The organism is Sinomonas halotolerans, assembly GCF_039615075.1.
Classification (GTDB): domain Bacteria; phylum Actinomycetota; class Actinomycetes; order Actinomycetales; family Micrococcaceae; genus Sinomonas; species Sinomonas halotolerans.
This window is the reverse complement of record NZ_JBDFRB010000012.1, coordinates 55491-78394: the sequence shown is the minus strand read 5'-3', so window position 1 is coordinate 78394 and position 22904 is coordinate 55491. Positions and strand designations below refer to the sequence as shown.

Annotated in this window: 21 protein-coding genes and 1 pseudogene; 18 read left to right on the top strand and 4 right to left on the bottom strand. The window is 73.3% G+C overall.

The genetic code is table 11. The features are described 5' to 3' along the window. The first annotated feature begins 40 nt into the window (after positions 1 to 40). The 7 genes from ABCQ75_RS12860 (at position 41) to ABCQ75_RS12830 (ending at position 6254) form a co-directional block, all read left to right on the top strand. Positions 41 to 796, top strand: coding sequence for a nuclear transport factor 2 family protein (locus ABCQ75_RS12860; RefSeq protein WP_345885775.1), 756 nt, complete (start codon positions 41 to 43; stop codon positions 794 to 796). 51 nt (positions 797 to 847) lie between these two features. After that, positions 848 to 2026 carry an alanine racemase gene (gene alr / locus ABCQ75_RS12855; RefSeq protein WP_345885772.1) on the top strand — a complete coding sequence of 393 codons (1179 nt, stop codon included), beginning with the start codon at positions 848 to 850 and terminating at the stop codon, positions 2024 to 2026. A gap of 77 nt (positions 2027 to 2103) precedes the next feature. Further along, positions 2104 to 2805 (top strand): tRNA (adenosine(37)-N6)-threonylcarbamoyltransferase complex ATPase subunit type 1 TsaE, encoded by a 702-nt coding sequence (tsaE, locus tag ABCQ75_RS12850; RefSeq protein WP_427916100.1) that lies wholly within the window; start codon positions 2104 to 2106, stop codon positions 2803 to 2805. Then, positions 2802 to 3575: a tRNA (adenosine(37)-N6)-threonylcarbamoyltransferase complex dimerization subunit type 1 TsaB gene (tsaB, locus tag ABCQ75_RS12845; RefSeq protein ID WP_345885771.1), complete on the top strand. Its 774-nt coding sequence runs from the start codon at positions 2802 to 2804 to the stop codon at positions 3573 to 3575. The genes tsaE and tsaB overlap by 4 nt, the downstream gene beginning before the upstream one ends. 44 nt (positions 3576 to 3619) lie before the next feature. Continuing rightward, the gene (gene rimI / locus ABCQ75_RS12840) at positions 3620 to 4084 is read left to right on the top strand and encodes a ribosomal protein S18-alanine N-acetyltransferase (protein ID WP_345885791.1); all 465 of its coding nucleotides are present in this window, start codon (positions 3620 to 3622) and stop codon (positions 4082 to 4084) included. Continuing rightward, positions 4081 to 5160: a tRNA (adenosine(37)-N6)-threonylcarbamoyltransferase complex transferase subunit TsaD gene (gene tsaD / locus ABCQ75_RS12835; RefSeq protein ID WP_345885769.1), complete on the top strand. Its 1080-nt coding sequence runs from the start codon at positions 4081 to 4083 to the stop codon at positions 5158 to 5160. The genes rimI and tsaD overlap by 4 nt, the downstream gene beginning before the upstream one ends. A gap of 185 nt (positions 5161 to 5345) precedes the next feature. After that, entirely contained in the window at positions 5346 to 6254 is a 909-nt protein-coding gene (locus ABCQ75_RS12830; RefSeq protein ID WP_345885767.1) for a DUF559 domain-containing protein, read from the top strand. A 29-nt stretch (positions 6255 to 6283) separates the two neighbouring features. Here the strand turns inward: ABCQ75_RS12830 and ABCQ75_RS12825 are convergent, their stop codons facing one another. Together ABCQ75_RS12825 and ABCQ75_RS12820 are read right to left on the bottom strand one after the other, a co-directional pair. After that, entirely contained in the window at positions 6284 to 6580 is a 297-nt protein-coding gene (locus ABCQ75_RS12825; protein WP_345885765.1) for a hypothetical protein, read from the bottom strand. Beyond that, entirely contained in the window at positions 6577 to 7722 is a 1146-nt protein-coding gene (locus ABCQ75_RS12820; RefSeq protein ID WP_345885790.1) for a glutamate--cysteine ligase, read from the bottom strand. Before ABCQ75_RS12820 ends, ABCQ75_RS12825 begins: the two co-directional genes overlap by 4 nt. 120 nt (positions 7723 to 7842) lie before the next feature. On the opposite strand from ABCQ75_RS12820, the gene ABCQ75_RS12815 reads away from it, so the two are divergent. From ABCQ75_RS12815 to ABCQ75_RS12805, 3 genes are all read left to right on the top strand, one after another. After that, positions 7843 to 8952: a GTP-binding protein gene (locus tag ABCQ75_RS12815; protein WP_345885763.1), complete on the top strand. Its 1110-nt coding sequence runs from the start codon at positions 7843 to 7845 to the stop codon at positions 8950 to 8952. Between the two features lie 40 nt (positions 8953 to 8992). After that, the gene (gene ykgO / locus ABCQ75_RS12810) at positions 8993 to 9115 is read left to right on the top strand and encodes a type B 50S ribosomal protein L36 (RefSeq protein ID WP_345885761.1); all 123 of its coding nucleotides are present in this window, start codon (positions 8993 to 8995) and stop codon (positions 9113 to 9115) included. A gap of 71 nt (positions 9116 to 9186) precedes the next feature. After that, positions 9187 to 10038: a shikimate 5-dehydrogenase gene (locus ABCQ75_RS12805; RefSeq protein ID WP_345885760.1), complete on the top strand. Its 852-nt coding sequence runs from the start codon at positions 9187 to 9189 to the stop codon at positions 10036 to 10038. 229 nt (positions 10039 to 10267) lie between these two features. Here ABCQ75_RS12805 and ABCQ75_RS12800 read toward each other — a convergent pair whose 3' ends face one another. Beyond that, the gene (locus ABCQ75_RS12800; RefSeq protein ID WP_345885759.1) at positions 10268 to 11542 is read right to left on the bottom strand and encodes a class I SAM-dependent methyltransferase; all 1275 of its coding nucleotides are present in this window, start codon (positions 11540 to 11542) and stop codon (positions 10268 to 10270) included. Between the two features lie 78 nt (positions 11543 to 11620). Here ABCQ75_RS12800 and ABCQ75_RS12795 point away from each other — a divergent pair, with 78 nt between their 5' ends. The 5 genes and pseudogenes from ABCQ75_RS12795 (at position 11621) to guaB (ending at position 18246) form a co-directional block, all read left to right on the top strand. After that, a complete protein-coding gene (locus ABCQ75_RS12795) occupies positions 11621 to 12049 on the top strand; it encodes a hypothetical protein (protein WP_345885757.1) in 429 nt (142 codons plus the stop codon). Between the two features lie 200 nt (positions 12050 to 12249). Further along, positions 12250 to 12546 (top strand): co-chaperone GroES, encoded by a 297-nt coding sequence (gene groES / locus ABCQ75_RS12790; protein WP_208709675.1) that lies wholly within the window; start codon positions 12250 to 12252, stop codon positions 12544 to 12546. 67 nt (positions 12547 to 12613) lie between these two features. Further along, positions 12614 to 14227, top strand: coding sequence for a chaperonin GroEL (gene groL, locus ABCQ75_RS12785; protein ID WP_345885755.1), 1614 nt, complete (start codon positions 12614 to 12616; stop codon positions 14225 to 14227). A gap of 152 nt (positions 14228 to 14379) precedes the next feature. Beyond that, positions 14380 to 16480 (top strand): annotated as a pseudogene (locus tag ABCQ75_RS12780) (acyltransferase family protein). 248 nt (positions 16481 to 16728) lie between these two features. After that, entirely contained in the window at positions 16729 to 18246 is a 1518-nt protein-coding gene (gene guaB / locus ABCQ75_RS12775; protein ID WP_345885753.1) for an IMP dehydrogenase, read from the top strand. Positions 18247 to 18533: 287 nt separating this feature from the next. Here the strand turns inward: guaB and ABCQ75_RS12770 are convergent, their stop codons facing one another. Further along, positions 18534 to 19541, bottom strand: a complete 1008-nt coding sequence (locus ABCQ75_RS12770; RefSeq protein ID WP_345885752.1) for an ABC transporter substrate-binding protein — start codon at positions 19539 to 19541, stop codon at positions 18534 to 18536. A 151-nt stretch (positions 19542 to 19692) separates the two neighbouring features. Here ABCQ75_RS12770 and ABCQ75_RS12765 point away from each other — a divergent pair, with 151 nt between their 5' ends. From ABCQ75_RS12765 to ABCQ75_RS12755, 3 genes are read left to right on the top strand one after another with little or no spacing between them, the layout of a single operon-like run. Next, positions 19693 to 20775, top strand: coding sequence for a FecCD family ABC transporter permease (locus tag ABCQ75_RS12765; RefSeq protein ID WP_345885751.1), 1083 nt, complete (start codon positions 19693 to 19695; stop codon positions 20773 to 20775). Then, positions 20772 to 21971 carry a FecCD family ABC transporter permease gene (locus ABCQ75_RS12760; RefSeq protein ID WP_345885750.1) on the top strand — a complete coding sequence of 400 codons (1200 nt, stop codon included), beginning with the start codon at positions 20772 to 20774 and terminating at the stop codon, positions 21969 to 21971. Before ABCQ75_RS12765 ends, ABCQ75_RS12760 begins: the two co-directional genes overlap by 4 nt. After that, the gene (locus tag ABCQ75_RS12755) at positions 21968 to 22849 is read left to right on the top strand and encodes an ABC transporter ATP-binding protein (protein WP_345885749.1); all 882 of its coding nucleotides are present in this window, start codon (positions 21968 to 21970) and stop codon (positions 22847 to 22849) included. Before ABCQ75_RS12760 ends, ABCQ75_RS12755 begins: the two co-directional genes overlap by 4 nt. Positions 22850 to 22904 lie beyond the last annotated feature (55 nt).

Genomic DNA, 22904 nt, shown 5'->3' with positions numbered 1-22904 from the left:
GAGTCTTGTGAACCCTCGCGGCCGGGCGGACCATGGCCGGATGAGCAAACTCGAGCACCTCCGCGCCGGCTTCCAGGCGGCCTTCATCGAGCGGGACCTCGACGCCGTCGACGAATACTGGGCGGAGGAGTACATCCAGCACTCGACCCTCGCGCCGGACGGCCGCGAGGGACTCAAACAGGCTCTGCGGCAGATGCCCGAGGGCTTCTCCTACACCCCTGTCAGGGCTCTCGAGGACGGCGACTTCGTGGCCCTGCACGGGATCTACGAGGGCTTCGGGCCCGTCCCGCTGGTCGCCTTCGACCTCATGCGGGTCGTCGACGGGAAGAACGCCGAGCACTGGGACGCGCTGACCCCCGTGGTCGAGAGCACGGCGAGCGGCCGGACGCAGACGGACGGGCCGACGGACCCCGAGGACCTCGGGCGCACCGAGGAGAACAAGGAGCGGGTGAGGGAGTTCCTCGAGAGGGTCCTGGTGGGCGGGGACCATCGGGCGCTGGCGGACTACATCTCCCCCGAGCAGTACGACCAGCACAATCCGGAGGTCCAGGACGGGATCGAGGGCCTGCGACGTGCCATGGCCGCCATGGCGGCCGCCGGGAGGGAGCTCGTGTACCGGAAGGTCCACCGGATCGTGGGACAGGGGAACTTCGTGCTGGCGGTGTCCGAGGGCGAGCTCGGGGGGCCCGTGGCGTTCTGGGACCTCTGGCGGCTCAAGGACGGCAGGCTCGTGGAGCACTGGGACGTGGTCCAGCCCATTCCCGAGGAGCTCCCGCACGGCAACGGGGTGTTCTGAGCCCGCCGGTGTCCCCGCGGGGCCAGCGGGCGCCGCGAGTAGACTTCTGGGGTGACTTCCCCAGCCCCCCAGATCCACCCCACCAGCGAGCCTGTGCGCCTGCCCGAGCGTGCCGCGATCGTGGACCTCGCCGCGATCCGCCACAACGTGGGCGTCCTCGCGAAGGTCGCCGCGCCGGCGCGCGTCATGGCCGTGGTGAAGGCGGACGGGTATGGGCACGGGGCCGTCCCGGTGGCGCGGGCGGCGCTCGCGGCGGGGGCCTCGTGGCTCGGCGTGGCGCACATCAGCGAGGGGCTCGCGCTGCGCGCGGCCGGGATCGAAGCGCCGATCCTCGCGTGGCTGCACACGCCGGACTCGAACTTCTCGGCCGCCGTGGCCGCGGGGATCGACCTGGGCTGCTCGGGCTGGGAGCTCGAGCGGATCGTGGCCGCTGCCCGCGAGCAGGAGCGGCCCGCCCGGGTGCACCTCAAGATCGACACCGGCCTGGGCCGCAACGGCGCCACGGCGGACCGCTGGGACTCGCTCGTGGGCGAGGCCGTCGAGTACCAGGACGAGGGCCTCCTGCGCGTGGTGGGCGTGTTCAGCCACCTCGCCGTCGCGGACGAGCCGCAGCGCCCCGAGACCGACGAGCAGCTCGCCGCCTTCCGCGACGCCGTGGCGCTCGCCGAGGACGCCGGCTGCGACCTCGAGGTGCGGCACATCGCCAACTCCCCGGCCGTGTTCTCCCGCCCCGACGCGCACTTCGACCTGGTCCGGACCGGCATCTCCGTGTACGGGCTCTCGCCGTTCGCGGGCCAGAGCGCCGCCGACCTCGGCCTGCGCCCGGCCATGACCCTGCGCGCCACCCTCTCCCAGGCCAAGCGTGTCCCGGCCGAGCACGGCGTGAGCTATGGGCTCCTGTACAAGACTCCGGGGGAGTCCACGCTGGGGCTCGTCCCGCTCGGGTACGCGGACGGCGTGCCGCGGGTCTCGGACCGGGGCCCGGTCCGGATTGCGGGGGAGACGTACCGCGTGGCCGGGCGCGTGGCCATGGACCAGATCGTGGTGGACCTCGGTCCGGACGCGGACCCGGACGCGTTCGCGGGCGCCGAGGCCGTGCTCTTCGGCTCCGGCGAGGAGGGCGGCCCGACCGCCGAGGACTGGGCCCGCGCCGCGCAGACCATCAGCTACGAGATCGTGACCCGGATCAGCCCCCGCGTCCCGCGCTTCTACGTGGGGGAGGACGCGTGAGCGCGCGTTCTGGCGGCCCTGCCGGCCCTGCCGGCGCTGCCGGCCCTGCCGGCCGTGGCGGTGGGGCCGGCGCCCCGGTGTGGGAGGCCGCCTTCGCTCCGACGACGGCGGAGCAGACCCAGGCGCTCGGCGCTGCCCTCGCCGAGGTGCTCCGGGCGGGGGACCTCCTCGTGCTCACGGGCGAGCTCGGCGCCGGGAAGACGACCTTCACCCAGGGCCTCGGCGAGGGCCTCGGCGTGCGGGCAGGGATCATCTCGCCCACGTTCGTGCTCGTGCGGATCCACCCGAACCTGCCGGACGGCCCGCGGCCGGGCGGCCCGGACCTCGTGCACGTGGACGCGTACCGGCTCTCCGGCGCGGGCGAGGTGGACGACCTGGACCTCGAGAACTGGGCCGACTCCGCCGTGACCGTGGTGGAGTGGGGCCGCGGCCGCGTGGAGCACCTGGCCGAGAGCTGGCTGGACATCGAGCTGCGCCGCGCCGGGGCCCCCGAGGCGGCGTTCGGGGACATGGCCGGCCCGGTCCTGGACTTCGACGCCGAGGACGACGACGAGCCCCGCCTCTTCGTGGTCCGCGCCTTCGGCCCCCGCTGGGCCGAGCACCCGCACATCCCCTGGCCCGCGGTGGACCGCGCCGAGATGGGGGACTTGACCGCCGAGATGGGGGACTTGACCGCCGAGATGGGGGGCCTGACCGCCGAGGTGGGGGGCCTGACCGCCGAGGTGGGGGCCCCGCGCCCGGCCGGCACAGACCCCGACGCCGAGAAGGAGGCCCCGTGATCATCCTCGCCATCGACACCTCGGCGATCGCCTCCGCAGCCCTCATCCGCTGCCACGGGACCGCCGAGTCGCCGGCAGCGGACGCCGCCGTGCTGGCCTCCTTCGCCACGGAGGACACCCGCTCCCACGCAGAGGTCCTCGCCCCCGGCATCCGCGCCCTCCTCGCGGAACAGGGGGTGACGGGCCAGGACATCGCCCGCATCGTGGTGGGCACCGGCCCCGGCCCGTTCACGGGCCTCCGCTCGGGCATCGCGACCGCCCGCGCGCTCGCCTTCGCCTGGCAGGCCCCGCTCAGCGGCGTCATGAGCCTGGACGCCCTCGCCTGGGACGTCCTCGCCTCGGCCGGCCGGGAGGGCACCCCGGCAGGAGGCACGACGACGGCGCCCGCCGGCCCTGCGGCGTCGTCCGCCACCGCGGCGGCAGGCCACGCGGACGGCTTCCTCGTCGCGACCGACGCCCGCCGCAAGGAGCTCTACTGGGCGAGGTACGGCGCCGACGGCACCCTCGCGGACGGTCCCCACGTGGGCGCGCCGGGCGAGCTGCCCGCGCTGCCCGTGTACGGTGCGGGCGCCTCGCTGTACCCGGAGCAGCTCGACGCGGCCGGGGCGCGCCCGGTCGAGGAGTTCGCGCAGGCGCAGCCCACGGCGGCCTCGCTCGGACTGGTCGCGGCCGCACGGCTCGCGGCGGGCACCGAGCTGGACGGCACCGCGCCGCGCTACCTCAGGGAGTCGGACGCCCAGGTGCCCGGCCCGCGGAAGAAGGCGCTGTGAGCGCGCCCCGGCGGGAGCTGCCGCCCGGCGTCGTGCTGCGGGACATGGCCGAGGCGGACGTGCCCGAAGTGCACGCCCTCGAGCGGCTGCTGTTCCCCGTGGACGCGTGGCCGGAGCACATGTTCCGCGAGGAGCTCGCGCAGCCGGAGACGCGGCGCTACATCGTGGCCGAGGAGCGCGCCGAGGAGGGGACGCGGATCGTCGCCTACGCCGGCCTCATGTGCGTGCCGCCGATCGCGGACGTGCAGACCATCGCGGTCGTGCCGGACCGCGAGGGGCGCGGGATCGGGTCGGTGGTGCTCGCCGAGCTGATCGAGGAGGCGCGCCGGCGCGGCGCGGCGGACGTGCTGCTCGAGGTGCGCGCGGACAACCCCCGCGCGCAGGAGCTCTACGGGCGCTTCGGGTTCGTGCAGATCCATGTGCGGCGGGGGTACTACCGCGACGGCGTGGACGCGCTCATCATGCAGCTCCCGCTCGCCGGGACCGGGGCACAGGAGGATGCCGAATGAACCGCACGGAGCCGCTGGTCCTCGGAATCGAGTCCTCGTGCGACGAGACCGGCGTGGGGATCGTGCGGGGCACGCGGCTGCTGGCCAACACCGTCTCCTCGTCGATGGACGAGCACGTGCGGTTCGGCGGGGTGATCCCTGAGATCGCCTCCCGGGCGCACCTCGACGCGCTCGTGCCGACCCTGCACGAGGCGCTCGAGACCGCGGGGGTGGCGCTCGAGGACGTGGACGCCCTCGCCGTCACGTCCGGGCCGGGGCTCGCCGGGGCGCTCATGGTGGGCGTGTGCGGGGCGAAGGCCCTAGCCGTGGCCACCGGGAAGCCGCTGTTCGCCGTCAACCACCTCGTGGCGCACGTGGGTGCGGGGCTCATGGACGACGGCGTGTACGGCGGCGCGCTGCCGGCCGACCTCGGGGCGCTGCTCGTCTCGGGCGGGCACACCGAGGTGCTGCGGGTGCGGAACATCGCCGGGGACGTGGAGCTGCTGGGGTCCACGATCGACGACGCCGCGGGCGAGGCGTACGACAAGGTGGCGCGGCTGCTCGGGCTCGGGTATCCCGGCGGGCCGGCGATCGACAGGATTGCGCGCGAGGGGAACCCGCGCGCCGTGCGGTTCCCCCGCGGCCTCACGCAGCCCAAGTACATGGGGACGGCGGAGGAGCCGGGGCCGCACCGCTACGACTGGTCCTTCTCGGGGCTCAAGACTGCCGTGGCGCGGTGCGTGGAGCAGTTCGAGGCCGCCGGGCAGGAGGTGCCCGTGGCGGACATCGCGGCGTCGTTCCAGGAGGCCGTGGTGGATGTCATCACGTCCAAGGCGGTGCTCGCGTGCCGGGAGCAGGGGATCCGGAACCTTCTCCTGGGCGGCGGGGTCGCGGCCAACTCGCGGCTGCGGGAGCTCACCCGCGCGCGCTGCGGGTCTGCGGGGATCTCCCTGGCCGTGCCGGAGTTCTCCCTGTGCACCGACAACGGGGCGATGGTTGCTGCGTTGGCGGCGCGGGTCATCATGGACGGCGGCGAGCCCAGCGATCTGGACTTCGCGCCCGAGTCCTCGCTTCCCGTGACCGCGGTGACGGTGTAGGCGCGCGGGCGGATCTTTCGGCGTCCCGAAGTGCACAACTCGGAGCCTGAAGGGGCCTCTGGGACCCTCCGGCGGCTGTGAGTTGTGCAGTTGGGGACTGCACTCCCTTCGCTGGACGAGGAAGGTTGTCCACAGCTCTCGTGGAACGGCCCACGAGGACTGCCCGCCGCGGCAGGATGGGCGGTGTGGACCACCTCATCGCCTACATGACCGGGCTGGGCGGAAGCGCCAGTGCCGCCCAGCTGCGCACCTACTTCACCAAGCGCCAGCTCTCCCGCGCGGTGGGTGCAGGGGCCGTGGTGCGCTCGGCGCGGGGAATCTACTCGCTCGGGGCCCTGGGGGATGCAGAAAGGCTCTCCCTGGAGGCGCGGGCGGCACTGTTCGGCCGCTCTGCTGCCCTGGCCCATGGTCTCGGAATCCTGCACCAGCCGCCCGCAGTCGAGCTTGCGGTTCCCCGTGGGCGCCGTGTGCGGCGTATTCCCGGAACAGCCATTGCCACGAGGCTCCTTCCGCCGGCTGATCTTGTGGGCGTCGGGGCTGTCCGTGCCACGTCTCCTGTGCGGACCGTGCTGGACTGCGCAGCCATGCTTCCGTTCGCCGAAGGACTTGCGATCGCTGATTCAGCGCTGCGCCAGGGGCTGGCGAACCGTGAGGAGCTGGAAGCCGGGGCGGGCCAGTGGGTGGGCCGCAACAAGGCGGCCCTTCGCCGGGTGCTGAGGCATATGGACCCGCGCGCGGCCAACGCCTTCGAATCGGGGCTGCGGGCAGCATGCCTGGAAGCGGGGGTGCATATGGAACCCCAGGCGACGATTCGGACTGCTCGTCGGGACTACCGTGTGGACCTTGCGAAGAAGCTCCGGCTGGTGGCTGAGGCCGACAGCTTCGAGTGGCATGGCGGCCGGGAGGCACTGCACCGCGACTGCACGCGATACAACGAGTTGGTCCGCGCCGGCTGCACGGTGCTCCGTTTCAGCTGGGAGCACGTCATGTATGAGCGAGAGTGGATCGGGGAGGTCGTCTCCGAGGTGGAGAGCCGGGCCGAAGTGCACAACTCACGGCTGGTACTGCCCAGATCACTGCCTCTGACGGCCTGAGTTGTGCACTTGGGGACCGGTCCCCGGTGCTAGCGCCGCGAGATGAGCCACTCGGCCCCCGCGTACACCCCCGCCGCGATGGCCACCCAGAGGGCCGCCGTCGGATGGGAGGTCACCGCGAGGACAATCGCGGCGAGCGCCAGGAGGAGGACGATCCGCGCCGGGGAGCGCCGCCGACGCCCGTGCTGCCGCGCGCCGGTGGGCCCGCGACCGGCCGGGGTCCCGCGACCGGCCGACTCCCCGTGACCGGCCGAGTCCCCGGAGCCGGCTCGGCGCCGGTGCTCGGCGTCCCGGGGCCCGTCCTCGCGTCCCGCGCCGCGGCTCACTCGCCGTATCCCTCGCGCATGAGCCGGGCCTCCTCGAGCACTACGGCCCTCAGGTCCCCGCCATGGGCCTCCGCGACCCGGCGCTGCCGCTGGTACCCGGCCCCGCGGCGGATGATCTCCTCGACCCTGAGCAGCTCCCGCTCGCAGCCCAGGTCCCGCGCGATCGGCGCGAGCCGCTCAAGGGTGCTGGCGAGGTGCTCGGTGACGAGCTGCTCGTTGCCCGCGGCGTCGAGGATGATGATGGCGTCCAGCCCGTACCGCGCTGCCCGCCACTTGTTCTCCTGCACGTGCCATGGCGGCATGGTCGGGATGGACTGGCCGGCGTCGAGGGCCCGCGAGGCCTCCTCGACGAGGCACTGCGTGAGCGCGGCGACCGCAGTGATCTCCTCAAGGGTCGAGAGGCCGTCGCACACCCTCATCTCGATGGTCCCGAGCCGGGGGACCGGCCGGATGTCCCACCGGATCTCGTTGATCGCGTCGATCACCCCGGTCGTGAGCATGTCCTGCACGTACCCCTCGAACTCGGCCCAGGAGGGGAACTGGAAGGGGAGCCCTGCCGTGGGCAGCTGCTGGAACATGAGGGCGCGCTGCGATGCGTAGCCGGTGTCCTCGCCGCCCCAGAAGGGGCTCGAGGCGGAGAGCGCCTGGAAGTGGGGGAAGTAGTTCACGAGGGCGTCGAGGACGGGCATGGCCTTGTCCCGCCGGTCCAGCCCGATGTGCACGTGCACGCCGTAGATGACCATCTGCCGGCCCCACCACTGCGTGCGGTCGATGAGCTTTGCGTACCGTTCCTTGTCCGTCACGGGCTGGAGCCGGGGCTGGCAGAAGGGGTGGCTCCCGGCGGAGAACAGCTCGATCCCGAGCCGGTCGGTCACGCTGCGCACCGCGGCGAGGGACTCGGCGAGGTCCGCGGCGGCGCCGCCCACCGTGCGGTGCACCCCGGAGACGATCTCCACGGTGTTGAGGAGGAGCTCCTGGTGGATGCGGGGGAGTTCGCCGAACAGCTCGGGGTGCTCGGCCTGCAGCCTCTCGAGCACCTGGGGGGCCATCGAGACGAGCTCGCCGCCGTGCTGGTCCACGAGCGCGAGCTCCCATTCGAGCCCGATCGTGGACTGCTGGGACTCGGCGAAGTCGATCTTCAGTGTCCACCCCCGGGTCAGGGCCGGCGTGGCCGCCGGCGGGTCCAATCGAGTCCCCCCAGTGTACGGTCCCGGCGGGCACCCCGAATCGCGGATGAGAACCATTCGCATTAGAATGGCGGCATGCATGTCTCCCTCCTGAGCTCCCTCGACCCGCACTCGCGCGAGGCCGCGGCGTCCCGGCTCGCCTCCGCGCACCCCGGCTCGGTCGTCGTCCAGCACGACCTCCTCGACGGCGGCGTCGTCCTCCGCACCACCCACGGCGCCGGCCGGGCCGCCGAGCGCTCGAGCACCACCCTCGAGCACGGGTGCCTCGCGTGCACGGTCCGCCTCGACGTGGTCCCCACCATCGAGCGCCACCTCGAGTCCGGCACAGCGCACCTCGTCGCGGCGCTGCCGGCGGGCGTGGGCACCGGGATGGTGCTCGCCGCCCTCGGGGAGGCGTTCGGCCTCGACGCGCGCGGCCGGGGGATCCACGCCCCACTGTGCATCGACACTGCGGCCTTCGCGGTGGACCCCGCCGCGCTCGAGGAGGCGATCTGGGACCGCAGCACCCTCTACGAGGCGCAGATTTCCGCCCATCCCGAGGACGACCGCACCCCCGGCGAGTTCGTCATCGCCGAGCTCGCCGCCGCGGACACCGCCTTCGCCGCACCGGGGCTCGGGGCGACGCTCCTCGCGCACGACGACGACGCGCACCCCGCCCGGGTGCGTGGCACCGAGCTGCTGGCCGAGCTCGCGCCGCATGCCGCCGTCGTCCGCCCCGGGGACCCGTACCGCCCCGGGTGCTTCGACGGGCCCGAGGCTGCGGCACGCTCGCGGCGCGGCGAGGTGCGCGTGCCGGCCGCGCGGGTGTCCGAGCGGTTCGCGACGCTGCACCACCGGCTCGAGCGCCCGCTGCACCCGGGGCGGTTCCGGGACGCGCTGCCGGAGCTCGCCGCGGGGAGCCATTGGCTGCGCGGACGCCTGTGGGTGGCCTCCGCGCCCGGTCGGCGGATAGCGCTCAGCGGCGTGGGGCCGCGGGTGTGGTTCGAGTCCACCGGGCCGTGGCCGGCGCTGCCGGAGGTCCCGGGCGCGCCGCGGCGCTGCACCGAGCTGGCCGTGACGGCGGACGCCGAGGACCTCGGCCCGAGCGCGTTCCGCGACCTCCTGGATGGCTGCCAGCTCACCGCGCAGGAGGCCGCGGCCGGGCCGGACGCCCTGGCCGACCCGTTCGACTTCGCCCACACGTGACCCACGGCCCCTCCCGACAGGCCCCAACGAAAGGAACACCATGAAGGTCCGCAACTCGCTGAGAGCGCTCAAGGAGATCCCGGGGGCGCAGGTCGTGCGCCGGCGCGGGAAGACGTTCGTGATCAACAGGAAGAACCCACGGTTCAAGGCGCGGCAGGGATAGCGGCCCGGCGGGCGACGTCCCGCCCGGCTTCACGCAGTGCACGGGGATCGGCACGGCACTAGCCTTGTGCCGTGCCGATCCTCAACAAAGACATGACGCTGTGCATCTCCCTCTCGGCCCGGCCGAGCAACAACGGGACGCGCTTCCACAACTTCCTCTACGAGGCCCTCGGGCTCAACTGGATCTACAAGGCCTTCGCACCCACGGACCTCGCGAACGCGATCGCCGGTGTGCGCGGCCTCGGGATCCGAGGCTGCGCGGTGTCGATGCCCTACAAGGAGGACGTGATCGCCCTCGTGGACCGCATGGACGCCTCGGCAGCGGCGATCGACTCGGTGAACACGATCGTCAACGATTCGGGCGTCCTCACGGCGTACAACACGGACTACACGGCGATCGCGCAGCTCATCGAGGGTGCGCGGCAGCAGGGCCGCATCGACCCGTCCTGGTCCGTACTGCTGCGCGGCTCCGGCGGCATGGCGAAGGCCACCGCCGCCGCGTTCCGGGACGCCGGGTTCGCCGACGTGACGGTCATCGCCCGCAACGAGGAGACTGGCCGGGCGCTCGCGGACCTGTACGGGTTCCGCTGGGAGCCCTCGGTCGAGGCCGCGCTGGCGGCTGCGGGCGAGCGCGGTGCGGACGTGCTCGTGAACGTCACTCCGATCGGCATGGCCGGCGGTCCTGAGGCGGACGCGCTGTCCTTCCCCCAGGAGGCGGTCGACGCCGCGCGGCTCGTGTTCGATGTCGTTGCCGTCCCCGCCGAGACCCCCCTCATCCGCGCGGGCCGGGGCGCGGGGAAGACCGTCATCACGGGCGCCGAGGTCATGACCATCCAGGCCCTCGAGCAGTTCGTGCTCTACACCGGCATCACGCCCACCCCGGAGCAGGTCCGAGAGGCGGAGGAGTTCATGCGGGCCCAGTGACCTCCTGTTGTGGGGTCGCGTCCCGCCTGTTGTGGGGTCGCGTCCCGCCCGTTGTGGGGTCGCGTCCCGCCTGTTGTGGGGTCCCGTCCCGCCCGTTGTGAGGTCCCGCCGCCCCCTGGGTCGGGACGGGACCCCGTATGGGTCGGGACGGGACCCCACAACGGGTTGGGGATGTGACCCCGCAATGGGGTCGCGGGGAGGTGACCCCGCAACGGGGTTTGGTGCGGGGTCAGACGGGCTCGACGACCGCGGCCACGCGGTCGTCCCCGATGCGCGTCAGGACGAGGGTCGCGTGCCCGGCAGCGCCCTTCTTCTGGCCCGCGAGCAGGAGCCTGCGGAGCTCCTCGGGCGTCACCGACGTTCCCCGCTTCTTGATGTCGAGCACCCCGATGCCCTGCTCCCGCACCCACGCGCGCAGCGCCTTGACGCTGTACGGCCGCACCTCGAGCACCCGGTAGGCCCGCGCGAACGCGGTGGGCACGTGCTCGTCGGCGCAGATGTAGGCGATGTGCGGGTCCACGAGGTGCCCGCCGAGCCGCTCCGCGAGCTCGGCGACGAGCCCCGCCCGGATCACGGCGCCGTCGGGCTCGTAGAGGTACCCCGCGAGCGGGCCGATGCGCGGCTCGGCGCCGTCCCCGAAGTCCGTCTCGGCCACGAGCTCCGCCGAGCCCCCGCCGCCGGCCCCGCCTGAACCTCCGGCTGGCCCGCCGGCACCGCCCGAGCCCCCGTCCAGCAGGAGCGCCGCGCGCCGCACGCTCGGCCGGCGCAGCGAGTTGAAGTACAGCGAGACCTCCGCCACATCCCCGTCGACGGACACCCACTGCGCCTCGCACCCGGCCGGAATCGACTCGTGCGGGATGCCGGGCCCGAGCTTGACCCCCACGGGCAGCCCGCGGGCGGCGAGCGCCTCCACGAAGGAGAGGGGCGGCGAGAACGCCTCCGGGTCCCAGATCCGCTCGGTGCCCGACGTGGAGGTGGTGCGGCGGGCGGGGTCCAGCCACACGCCGTCGACCTCGTCCAGCGGAACGGACTCCGCGTTGGCGTGCACCACGCGGGCGGAGGGGAACGGCATGAGGTTCACGGTCGCGCACGCGGCGGTCGTCTCGTCGAGCTCGACGGCGGTGACCTCCAGGTCGAGGGACGCGAGCGCGAGCGCGTCCGCGCCGAGGCCGCACCCGAGGTCTGCCACGCGCCGCACGCCGGCGTCCTTGAACCGGCCCGCGTGCCGCGCGGCGACCGAGAGCCGGGTGGCCTGCTCGAGACCCGCGCGCGTGAACAGCATGTGGGATGCGAACTCGCCGAACTTCGCCTGCGCCCTGGCCCGGAGCCTCGCCTGGCTGAGGACGGCGGAGACGAGCTCGGGGGAGTGGCCCTCCTTGCGAAGCCGCGTGCTGAGCGCGAGCGCGTCCTCTTCCCGGTACGGTCCCACCGCGTTGAGGAGGGCCCAGCCCTCGGGGGTCAACAGCTGCGCGAGCTGCTCCGGGGCGTTGTTCTCGTGGGCCATGCGCTCCAGCCTACCGGCGCCGTCACAGGCGGGATCCGGCGGCCCCTGGGCACGTGCGGATTGGATAGGGTTGACGGCATGGAGCCCATGCCGTCCCGCCGCCGCCCGTCCGAGAAGAACGCGTCCGAGAGCCTGGCTTCCGGGGGCCGCCGGCCACGGTCGGGCGCCCTGTCCGGTGACGCCGGGCTGCTCCGCTCCGTCCGGCCGGCCCTCATCGTGGGGATCGTGCTCGCGTCGATCTCGGCCGTGCTGCTCGCGGTGGTGCTGGGCCTGGACGCGTTCACGGCGGGCGTGTACTCGATGGGGGGCAAGGACATCTCGGATCCCACCGAGGAGGCGGCCGCCCTCCGCGACCAGTACGCGGGCGCGAAGGCCGCCGCGATCGTGGGTCTGGTCCTCGGCGGGCTCGCGGTGGTCGGCTCGGTCGTGGCGCTGTATCTCACGCGCGGGCGGGTTGCGGACGACGACGAGGGCGGCCTGAGCTTCGACGAGCTCGCCGGGAGCTAGGGCCGGCACGCGCGGCGCCCGCCGCGAGTACGCCGCCGGTTGGCACTCGCCTTGACCGAGTGCCAAGTGCCTCACTAGAGTCGGCAATGGCACTCGGCATGGTCGAGTGCTAACCATGTCAGGCACGCTCCCGGCACCCGCGACGACGGTTGCTTGCCCGGCTCCCTATCCGTGAACCCGTTCATGAAAAGGAGAGATCCGTGTCGGTCTCCATCAAGCCTCTCGAGGATCGCATCGTCGTCAAGCCGCTCGAAGCCGAGCAGACCACGGCCTCCGGCCTCGTCATCCCGGACACCGCCAAGGAGAAGCCGCAGGAGGGCGAGGTCGTCGCTGTCGGCCCCGGCCGCGTTGACGACAACGGCAACCGCGTCCCGGTGGACGTCGCCGTGGGCGACGTTGTCCTCTACTCGAAGTACGGCGGCACCGAGGTCAAGACCGGCGGCGCCGAGTACCTCGTGCTCTCCGCCCGCGACGTCCTCGCGATCGTCGTCAAGTAGCGCTGTGTGTGACACCCCGGCCGCCTGAGCGCGGCCGGGGTGTCCCGCATTTGAGAAGGAGAAGCGAATGGCCAAGCAGCTCGCATTCAACGATGACGCCCGGAAGGCCCTCGAGGCCGGCGTCGACAAGCTCGCCAACACCGTCAAGGTGACGCTCGGCCCGCGCGGCCGCAACGTCGTCCTGGACAAGAAGTGGGGCGCGCCCACCATCACGAACGACGGCGTCACGATCGCCCGCGAGGTGGAGCTCGAGGACCCGTACGAGAACCTCGGCGCCCAGCTCGCCAAGGAGGTCGCGACCAAGACCAACGACGTCGCCGGCGACGGCACGACGACCGCGACCGTCCTCGCCCAGGCACTCGTCAAGGAGGGCCTGCGCAACGTTGCCGCGGGCGCAGCCCCGGGCGAGATCAAGCGCGGCATCGAGGCGGCCGTCGAGGCCGTCGTCGCCCGCCTCGCGGAGAACGCGCAGGAGGTCTCGGGCCGCCAGGTCGCGAACGTCGCGGCCATCTCGGCCCAGTCCGAGGAGATCGGCGACCTGCTCGCCGAGGCCTTCGAGAAGGTGGGCCAGGACGGCGTCATCACGATCGAGGAGTCCTCCACGACCCAGACCGAGCTGGTCCTCACCGAGGGCATGCAGTTCGACAAGGGCTACCTCTCGCCGTACTTCGTGACGGACGCGGAGCGCCAGGAGGCCGTCCTCGAGGACGCGCTCATCCTCATCAACCAGGGCAAGATCTCCTCGCTGCAGGAGTTCCTGCCGGTGCTCGAGAAGGCCCTGTCCGCCTCGAAGCCGCTGTTCATCATCGCGGAGGACATCGACGGCGAGGCCCTGTCCACGCTGATCGTCAACAAGATCCGCGGCACGCTCAATGTCGTGGCCGTCAAGGCCCCGGGCTTCGGCGACCGCCGCAAGGCCATGCTCCAGGACATCGCGACCCTCACGGGCGCGCAGGTCGTCTCCCCGGAGGTCGGCCTGAGCCTGGACCAGGTCGGGCTCGAGCAGCTCGGCACGGCCCGCCGCATCACGGTGACCAAGGACACGACCACGATCGTGGACGGCGCCGGGTCGCACGAGGACGTCGCCGGCCGCGTCGCGCAGCTGCGCGCCGAGCTCGCCCGCACGGACTCCGACTGGGACCGCGAGAAGCTCCAGGAGCGCCTCGCGAAGCTCGCCGGCGGGATCGGCGTCATCAAGGTCGGCGCCGCGACCGAGGTCGAGCTCAAGGAGAAGAAGCACCGCATCGAGGACGCCGTGTCCTCGACCCGCGCGGCCCTCGAGGAGGGCATCGTGGCCGGCGGCGGCTCCGCCCTGGCCCACGCGGTCCGCGTCCTCGACGAGGACGAGGCGGTCAAGGCCCTCACGGGCGATGCGGTGGCCGGCGTCGGGATCGTGCGCCGCGCCCTCGTCCAGCCGCTGCGCTGGATCGCCCAGAACGCGGGGTTCGACGGCTACGTCGTCGCCGCCCGGGTGGAGGAGGCCGAGGTCAACCACGGCTTCAACGCCAAGTCCGGCGAGTACGAGGACCTCATCGCGGCCGGTGTCATCGACCCGGTCAAGGTGACCCGTTCGGCGCTGCGCAACGCGGCCTCGATCGCGGCCCTCGTCCTCACCACCGAGACCCTCGTGGCGGACAAGCCGGCCGAGGACGCGGACGACCACGCGGGCCACAGCCACTAGCCCTGGCCCCCAGCTCGCACGCGAGCACCCCAGCGGCGGGCCCCCTTCCACGCGGAAGGGGGCCTGCCGCCGTCGTGCGTCCTCCAGCCCCAGCCGAGCCGGCCCACCACGGCGCACCCCTGATTCGAGTCCTCCACGCCCGCACCGCTAGCATGGAGGCTCCGATTTCTCAGGCTGGAGGGTGCGGTATGGCTGCGGTGGCGGGTCACGCGACGACCGCAGCCCAGCCCTCCCGCCTCCCGGGCCGGGGGTACCGCACCGAGATCCAGGGGCTCCGCGCGCTCGCCGTTCTCATGGTCGTGGCGTACCACGTGTGGCTCGGGCGGGTCTCGGGCGGGGTGGACGTGTTCCTCTTCGTCTCCGCCTTCCTCATCACGGGCCAGTTCGTGGGGCGGTACGGGCGGGACTCGCGCCAGACGCCGGCGGAGCACGCCATCGGACTCGTCAGGCACTGGCTGCACCTGTTCAAGCGGCTCCTGCCCGCGGTGGTCGTGGTGGTCTTCGCCATCCTGGCGGCGGGGGCGGTGATCCTCCCCGAGACGCGCTGGAAGCAGCTCGCGGACCACGCCCTCGCCTCCGCGGCGTACGCGCAGAACTGGCTCCTCGCGTCCGAGTCCGTGGACTACTACGCGCAGCAGAGCAGTACTGCGAGCCCCTTCCAGCACTTCTGGTCCCTGTCCATCCAGGGGCAGGTGTTCATCCTGTGGCCGCTTGCCTTGGTGGCTGTGGCGTGGGCGTCCCGCCGCTTCGGCCTGGACTACCGGGGGATGCTCCTGCTGCTCTTCGCGGGGGTGTTCGCGGCGTCCTTCGCGTTCTCGGTGTGGGAGACGGGCGCCGACCAGGCGTACGCGTACTTCGACACCCGGGCGCGGCTCTGGGAGTTCGCCCTCGGCTCCCTCCTCGCGCTCGTCCTGCCGGCGTTCGCGCTCCCGCGCTGGTTCCGGGTGCTGCTGGGCTGGGCCGGCGTCGCGGCGATGCTCGCGTGCGGGATCGTGCTCCAGGTGGACCAGGCCTTCCCCGGGTACGTCGCGCTGTGGCCCACGCTCTCGGCCGCCGCCGTGATCGTGGCCGGCGCCACCGGCAGCCGCGCGGGGGCGGACCGGTTCCTCTCGGCGCGGCCGCTCGTGCGGCTCGGGGACATCTCCTACGCGCTGTACCTGTGGCACTGGCCCGTCCTCGTGCTCGGGCTCGCGTGGGCGGGCGCGGACGACGCCGGGTGGCTGGGCGGCCTCGCGGTCGTCGCCGTCTCGCTCGTCCTGGCCGCCGTGACCACCCGCTGTGTCGAGAAGCCGCTGCGCACCCTGCCGGCGCTCGAGAAGGGGCTCGTCCGGCCCGCCGCCGCGATCGCGGTGAGCCTCGCCCTCGTGGCCGTGCCCGCCCTGGTGTGGAAGACCGCCGTCGTGCGCGATGCCGCCGAGCGCGCCGACGCCGCGGGCCCCGAATTCCCCGGCGCGGAGAGCGTCTTCGGCCAGCCCACCCCGGAGGTGGAGCGGTTCGCGCCGGCTCTCGGCGACCTCGAGCCGCAGTGGCCGGAGTTCGCCGAGTGCACCGGGGACCCGGAGCTGGACACGCGCTTCTGCAGCAACGGCGTGACGGACCCCGCCCGCACTGTCCTCGTCCTCGGCAGCTCGCATCCGTACACGTGGGCCACGCCGCTGCTCAACCTCGCCGCCCAGCACGGCTGGCGGGTCGAGACCGCGACCCGCGGCCGGTGCCCGCTCACGCGCGGCGCCGACCCGGACCCGTTCGTGCCCGCCGACTGCGCCGACTGGCAGCAGGAGCGCGTCCAGGAGGCGATCGCGGACCCGCCGGACGTCGTCGTCACCACGAGCACGCGCGCCGCGCACGCGGGGCGGCCCGGCGAGTACCTCGACTCCGGCTGGGCGGACCTCGTGGGCCAGCTCGACCGGGCGGGGATACCCGTCGTCGCGATCCGGGACAACCCGCGCGCCCTGGACCGGACGGTGTTCGGCGCCGAGTGCGTCGCGGCGCACCTCGACGACCCGTCGGTGTGCACGATCCCCCGCGGCGAGGCCTACGCGGAGGCCGACCCCGCGGCTCCGCTGCGCCCGCCTGCCGCGCACCTCGTTCCTGGACTTCAGCGACGTGCTCTGCCCGGACGGCACGTGCCCCTCGGTGATCGGGAACGTCGTGGTCTACAAGGACGAGAACCACCTGAGCAGGGCGTTCCTCAACACGCTCACGCCTGAGTTCGCCGAGCGGTTCTTCGCCGCGACGGGCTGGCCGCGCTGAGCGGGGCCGCTGAACCGGCCGCACTGAACCGGGCGCGCTGAGCCGCGCGCTGAACCGGCCGCGCTGCGCAGCGGGGCCGGATTCGCGCATGTGCGGTTCGTCACCGTCACCGGGGCCGGGAATGAGACGGCCCGCCGCGAAAGCTACGATAGAAGCCACTGCAGCAGACCAGACCCGTAAGCACTGGCTGGTCATCAGCGCAACCGCCTCACACCTGCCGCCCCCCGGCACACGGCCAAGGAGCACTCATGACCACGCCCCCCGCCCCTGAGCACGACCCGTTCGGCTTCCTGGGCCTGACCTATGACGACGTCCTCCTCCTCCCCGGCCCCACGGACGTGATCCCGTCCGAGGCGGACACGTCGACCCGCCTCACGCGCCGCATCCGCCTCGGCGTGCCGATCCTCTCCGCCGCGATGGACACCGTGACCGAGGCCCGCATGGCCATCAGCCTCGCCCGCCAGGGCGGCATCGGCATCCTGCACCGCAACCTGTCCATCCAGGACCAGGCGGAGCAGGTGGACCAGGTCAAGCGCAGCGAGTCCGGCATGATCACCAAGCCCGTCACCGTGGGCCCGGACGCGACCCTCCGCGAACTGGACGACCTGTGCGCGCACTACCGCGTCTCCGGCCTGCCGGTGGTGGACGAGAACCGCAAGCTCCTGGGCATCATCACCAACCGGGACATCCGCTTCATCCCCGGCGAGGAGTTCGCCACCCGTCGCGTGCACGAGGTCATGACGCGCATGCCGCTCGTCACCGCGAAGGTCGGCGTGCCGCGGGACGAGGTCATCGGCCTCCTCGGCAAGCACCGCATCGAGAAGCTCCCGCTCGTGGACGACGAGGGGATCCTCCAGGGCCTCATCACGGTCAAGGACTTCGAGAAGGCGGACCAGTACCCGAACGCGACCAAGGACGAGGCCGGCCGCCTCCGTGTCGGCGCGGCCGTGGGCTTCTTCGGCGACGGGTTCGAGCGGGCGATGGCGCTCGTGGACGCGGGCGTGGACGTCCTGGTCGTCGACACGGCCAACGGTCACAGCCAGGGGGTGCTGGACATGATCGCGCGGCTCAAGAAGGAGCCTGCGGCGGCGCACGTCGACGTGATCGGCGGCCAGGCCGCGACGCGCGAGGGCGCCCAGGCGCTCGTCGACGCGGGCGCGGATGCCATCAAGGTGGGCGTGGGCCCGGGCTCGATCTGCACCACCCGCGTCGTCGCCGGCGTCGGCGTCCCGCAGGTCACGGCGATCTACGAGTCCTCGAAGGCGGCGATCCCCGCCGGCGTGCCGCTCATCGCCGACGGCGGCCTGCAGCACTCGGGGGACATCGGCAAGGCGATCGTGGCCGGCGCCGATTCCGTGATGCTCGGCTCGCTCCTCGCCGGCACGGCCGAGGCCCCCGGCGACCTCGTCTTCATGAACGGCAAGCAGTTCAAGTCCTACCGCGGCATGGGCTCGCTCGGCGCCATGCAGACCCGGGGGAAGAACACCTCGTACTCGAAGGACCGCTACTTCCAGGCGGACGTCCCGAGCGACGAGAAGCTCATCCCCGAGGGCATCGAGGGCCAGGTCCCGTACCGCGGCCCGCTCTCTGCCGTCGCGCACCAGCTCGTGGGCGGCCTGCGCCAGACCATGTTCTACGTGGGCGCGCACACCATCGACGAGCTCAAGGCCAAGGGCAAGTTCGTCCGGATCACGTCCGCGGGCCTCAAGGAGAGCCACCCGCACGACATCATGATCACGGCCGAGGCGCCCAACTACCGCCGCTGACCCGTGTGGGGTCCCGTCCCGGCGGATGCGGGGTCCCGTCCCGGCGACGCGGGGTCACCTTTCAGGGATGCGGGGTCACCTTTCAAGGATCCGGGGTCACCTTCGTTTGGGAGGTGACCCCGGGTGGCAGGGAGGTGACCCCGGGTGGCAGGGGGGTGACCCCGGGTCGCAGGGGGGTGACCCCGGGTGGCAGGGAGGTGACCCCGGGTGCCGCGGTGGGGCGCACGACGGCGACCCCCACCGTGGGCGGGAGTCCTCGCCGTGGGTGGGGGCCGCCGTCGTGGAGGCTACTTCTGCGCCAGATGCGGGTCCACGCCGTACTTCTCGGCGAGGGCCGTCAGCACGCCGTGCGCACCCTGGAGGCTGACCGAGGTCGCGAAGACGCGGTCGTCCACTTCGAAGACGTCGCCCTTGATCTTCTTCCACAGCGGGTTCGCCATGAACTCCTTCTGCTGGGTGCGGGACTTCTCGCCCTCAGCGGTGTCCTGGCCGAAGGCCGAGACGATCACGAGGCCTGCGTCCGCGGCGGGGAGCTGCTCCTGCGAGAGCGGGACGAGGATCTTCTCCTGCGAGTCCGGCTGGCCCTTGGGGCGGGGGATCCCGGCGTCCGCCATGATCTCGCCGAGGAAGGACTTCGAGGAGTACAGGCGCGCGGTGTCCTCGCCGGCGAAGCGCAGGTAGGAGTAGGTGAGCTCCGGGTTCTTCTTGAGGATCTCCTCGCCGACCTTCTTGGCGCGCTCCTGATACTCCGCGACGAGCTCCTCGGCGAGGTCCTTCTTGCCGATCGCATCGCCGAGCATGACGATGTTCTGCTTCCACGTGGGGCCCGTGGTGACGGAGAAGATGGTGGGCGCGATCTTGCCGAACTGGTCGTAGAGGGCCTCGTGGCGGACCTTGGCGGACACGATGAGGTCCGGCTCGGCCTCGAGGATCTTGTCCAGGCTGGGCTCGGCGAGGGAGCCGGCGTTGACGGCGTCCTTCGTGAGGGCGCTCACGTCCCCGAGGTAGGAGGGGAAGCTCTCGTCGCCGTCACGGTAGGTCGTGTAGGCGGCGATCTCGGCGCCGAGGGCGAGGGCGGCGTCCGTGTAGGAGGCGTCGAGGGTGGCGATCCGGACCGGCTTCGCCTCGATCTCCGTGCTGCCCATGGCGTGCTCGATGGTCTTGGGGAACTCGCCGGCGGCGGCGGACCCGCTCGGGCCCGTGGCCGCGGTCTGGCCGCCGCAGGCGGTGAGGGCGAGGAGGCCGACAGCGGCCAGGGCTGCCGAGGCGGCGCGCGTGAATCGGGTGCTGATCATTTCTGCTTTCGGGTCGGACAAACGTCATTGAGGGTTCGACTTAGGCAAGCCTTGCCTCTGTCGTCGTAGACTGTATCCACCCTTCGGAAATACGCGCAATTTGGATAGCGTAATTGTGACCGAGCGACCGTCCGCCCACTTCAGGAGAGCTGTGACCCTGACCGACCCGGCCGCAGGCCCTCCCGCCGCGGGGGCGAGCCGCACCCCCGCGCCGCCCGCACCGAAGCCGGCCCCACGCCGTCGTCCCTCCCGGGGCCTCCTGATCGCCCTCGTGGGCCTCGCCCTTGCCCTCGCGCTGAGCCTGTCCTTCGGCGGCCGCCCCACGACCCTCGCGGAGCTGGTCCACGCGGTGTGGACGCCCACCGGGACGGTCGCGGACGTCGCGATCCGCGAGCTGCGCTGGCCCCGGACGCTCACGGGCCTCGCCGTCGGCGCGTGCCTGGGCGTCGCCGGGTGCCTCAGCCAGGGCCACACGCGCAACGCGATCGCGGACCCGGGGCTCCTGGGCATCTACCCCGGGGCGGCGCTCGCCGTGGTGGGCGGCTCGATGGTCCTCGGGCTGGAGGCCGGGACCGGCAGCCCGCTCCAGGCAGTCCTCGCGTTCGCCGGAGCGGTCGTCGCGTGCGCGCTCGTCTTCGCCGTGGGCTCGGCCACGAGGATCGGCGTCACGCCGGTCACGCTCGTGCTCGCAGGCGCCGCGGTCTCCGCCCTGGCCGGCGGCCTCGTCTCCTTCATCGTCCTCAGCTCGGACGCCGCGCTGGACACGCTGCGGTTCTGGCAGCTCGGCTCGATCGCCGTGCGGGGCGGGCTCCTGCCGGACCTCGTGCCGTTCATGGCGCTCGGCCTCGCGCTCGCCGCGGCCAACATCGGCCCCCTCAACGCCCTCGCCCTCGGGGACGACACGGCCCGCTCGCTCGGCGTCTCGGTCACGCGCGCACGCTCGCTCGGACTCGGCGCGCTCGCGGTCCTCGCCGCGTGCGCCGTGACGCTCGCCGGACCCATCGCGTTCGCCGGGCTGCTCGTCCCGCACATGGCACGTGGGCTGCTCGGCTCGGACTACCGCTGGCAGATGCCCGGCTGCGCGGTCATCGGCGCCGCAGTCCTGCTCGCCGCGGACACGGCCGGCCGGGTCATCGCGCGCCCGGGCGAGCTCTCGGTGGGGGTCGTCCTGGCCGTCGTCGGGGCGCCCTTCTTCGTCTACCTCGCACGACGCCGCCGGATGGCCGCGCTGTGAGCGCCCCCGCACGCACGGCCGCGGCCGGCGGCACGACGGCGGCGGAAGGCACCGCGGCAGGCGGGACGACGGCGCAAGGCGCCCGCCCGGCGTCGCGCGCCACGGGTGCCGGGCCCTTCGCGCGGCTGGGCGGCACGCGGCCCGTGCGCGTGGGCGCCGTCTCCGTGCTCGTGCGGCCCCGCGCGGTGTGGGTGGGCGCGGCGGCGCTTGCGGTGCTCGCCGCGGCGGTCCTGGGCCACCTCTCGCTCGGCGGGCGGCCCCTCGCGCCGGACCAGGTCCTCGCGGCCCTCGCCGGGGACCCGGCAGTCCCCGCGCGGGTGCAGCTCATGGTGGTGGAGTTCCGCCTCCCGCGCACTCTGGCCGGGATCGTCGCGGGAGCCTGCCTCGCCGTCGCCGGAGCCATCACGCAGACCGTGGCCCGCAACCCCCTCGCCACGCCGGAGATCCTCGGCGTCACCTCCGGGGCGTCCGTCGGCGCGGTGGGCATCCTCGTGCTCGCGGGTGCGGGCCACGGCGGCGCGAGCGGCGTGGCCGAGTCCGTCGGGATGCCGGTGGCGGCCGCGGCGGGCGCGCTCGGGGTGGGCTGCGCGGTGTTCCTCCTCGCCTACCGCCGCGCGCAGCAGAGCCTGGACAGCATGCGGCTCGTGCTCGTGGGCCTCGGCGCCGCAGGCCTGGCCACGAGCCTCACCACGTGGCTGCTCACGCTCGGCGACGTGTCCAACGCCTCCCAGGCCCTCACGTGGATGATGGGATCGCTCAACGGCAAGGACTTCTCCGCCACGCTCCCCGCGCTCGCCGCGGCCGTCCCGCTCATGGTGCTCGCCGCGGCGTGCGGGCGCTGGCTCGTGCTCAGCTCGTTCGACGACGACACGGCCCGGGGCCTCGGCCTGCCCCTCGGGCGCAGCCGCCCGCTCCTGCTCCTGCTCGCCGTCCTGCTCGCCGCGGTGGGGACGGTCCTCGCGGGGCCGGTCGCGTTCGTCGCGCTCGTGTGCCCGCTCGCGGCGCGCTCGGTGGCCCGGGCCGTCGTGCCCCCGCTCGGCCTCACCGCGGTGGTCGGCGCCGCGTTCACCGTGGCGTGCGACCTCCTCGCGGGGTTCGCCCTCCCGCAGTCCCTGCCCGTCGGCGTCGTCACCACGGTCCTCGGCGCCCCCGTCCTGATCGCGCTCGTCGCGCGCAGCCAGAGGAGGAGCGCATGAGCGCCCAGCCCGCCCCCACCACCGCCCCGGATCCCGCGCAGGGCCTCGCCACGCCCGGGCAGGGCATGGCGCACGACGCCGTCCTGGCCGCCGAGGCGCTCTCGCTCGGCTTCGACGGGCGCACCGTGGTGCACGGCGTGGACCTCGCATTCGAGCGCGGCACCGTCACCACGGTGATCGGGCCCAACGGCTGCGGCAAGTCCACGCTCCTGCGCGGGCTCGGGCGCCTCCTGCGGCCCACCGCCGGGCGGGTGATGCTCGACGGCGGCGACCTCGCCTCGGTGCCGCCGCGCGCCGTCGCACGCCGCATGAGCATCCTCCCGCAGACGCCGCAGGCCCCCGCGGGACTCACGGTGGGCGAGCTCGTGGCGAGGGGCCGCCACCCGCGCCAGCGCTGGTACGAGCAGTTCTCCCGAGGGGACGGCGCCGCCGTGGCGGACGCGCTCGCGGCCACGGACATCGCCGAGCTGGCCGCGGTGCCGCTCGAGGACCTCTCGGGCGGGCAGCGGCAGCGGGCCTGGATCTCCATGACGCTCGCCCAGGAGACCGAGCTCGTGCTCCTGGACGAGCCGACCACCTACCTGGACCTCGCCCACCAGGTCGAGGTGCTCGAGCTCGTCCAGCGGCTCAACCGCGACCTGGGCCGCACCGTGATCATGGTCCTGCACGACATCTCCCTCGCCGCGCGGTACTCGGACCGGATCGTTGCGATGCGGGACGGGCGGATCGTCGCTTCGGGGACGCCCGCGGAGGTCATCACGCCCAAGCTGCTCTGGGAGGTGTTCGGGCTCAAGGCCGAGGTGATCACCGAGCCCACCGAAGGGCGCCCCCACGTCGTGCCGATCGGGGGCTGCCGGGTGGTGCGGGCGGTCACCTGAGACGGGCGGATCCCCGCGCGGGCGGGCGGATGCAGGCCGACTGCGCTGGCTCTGA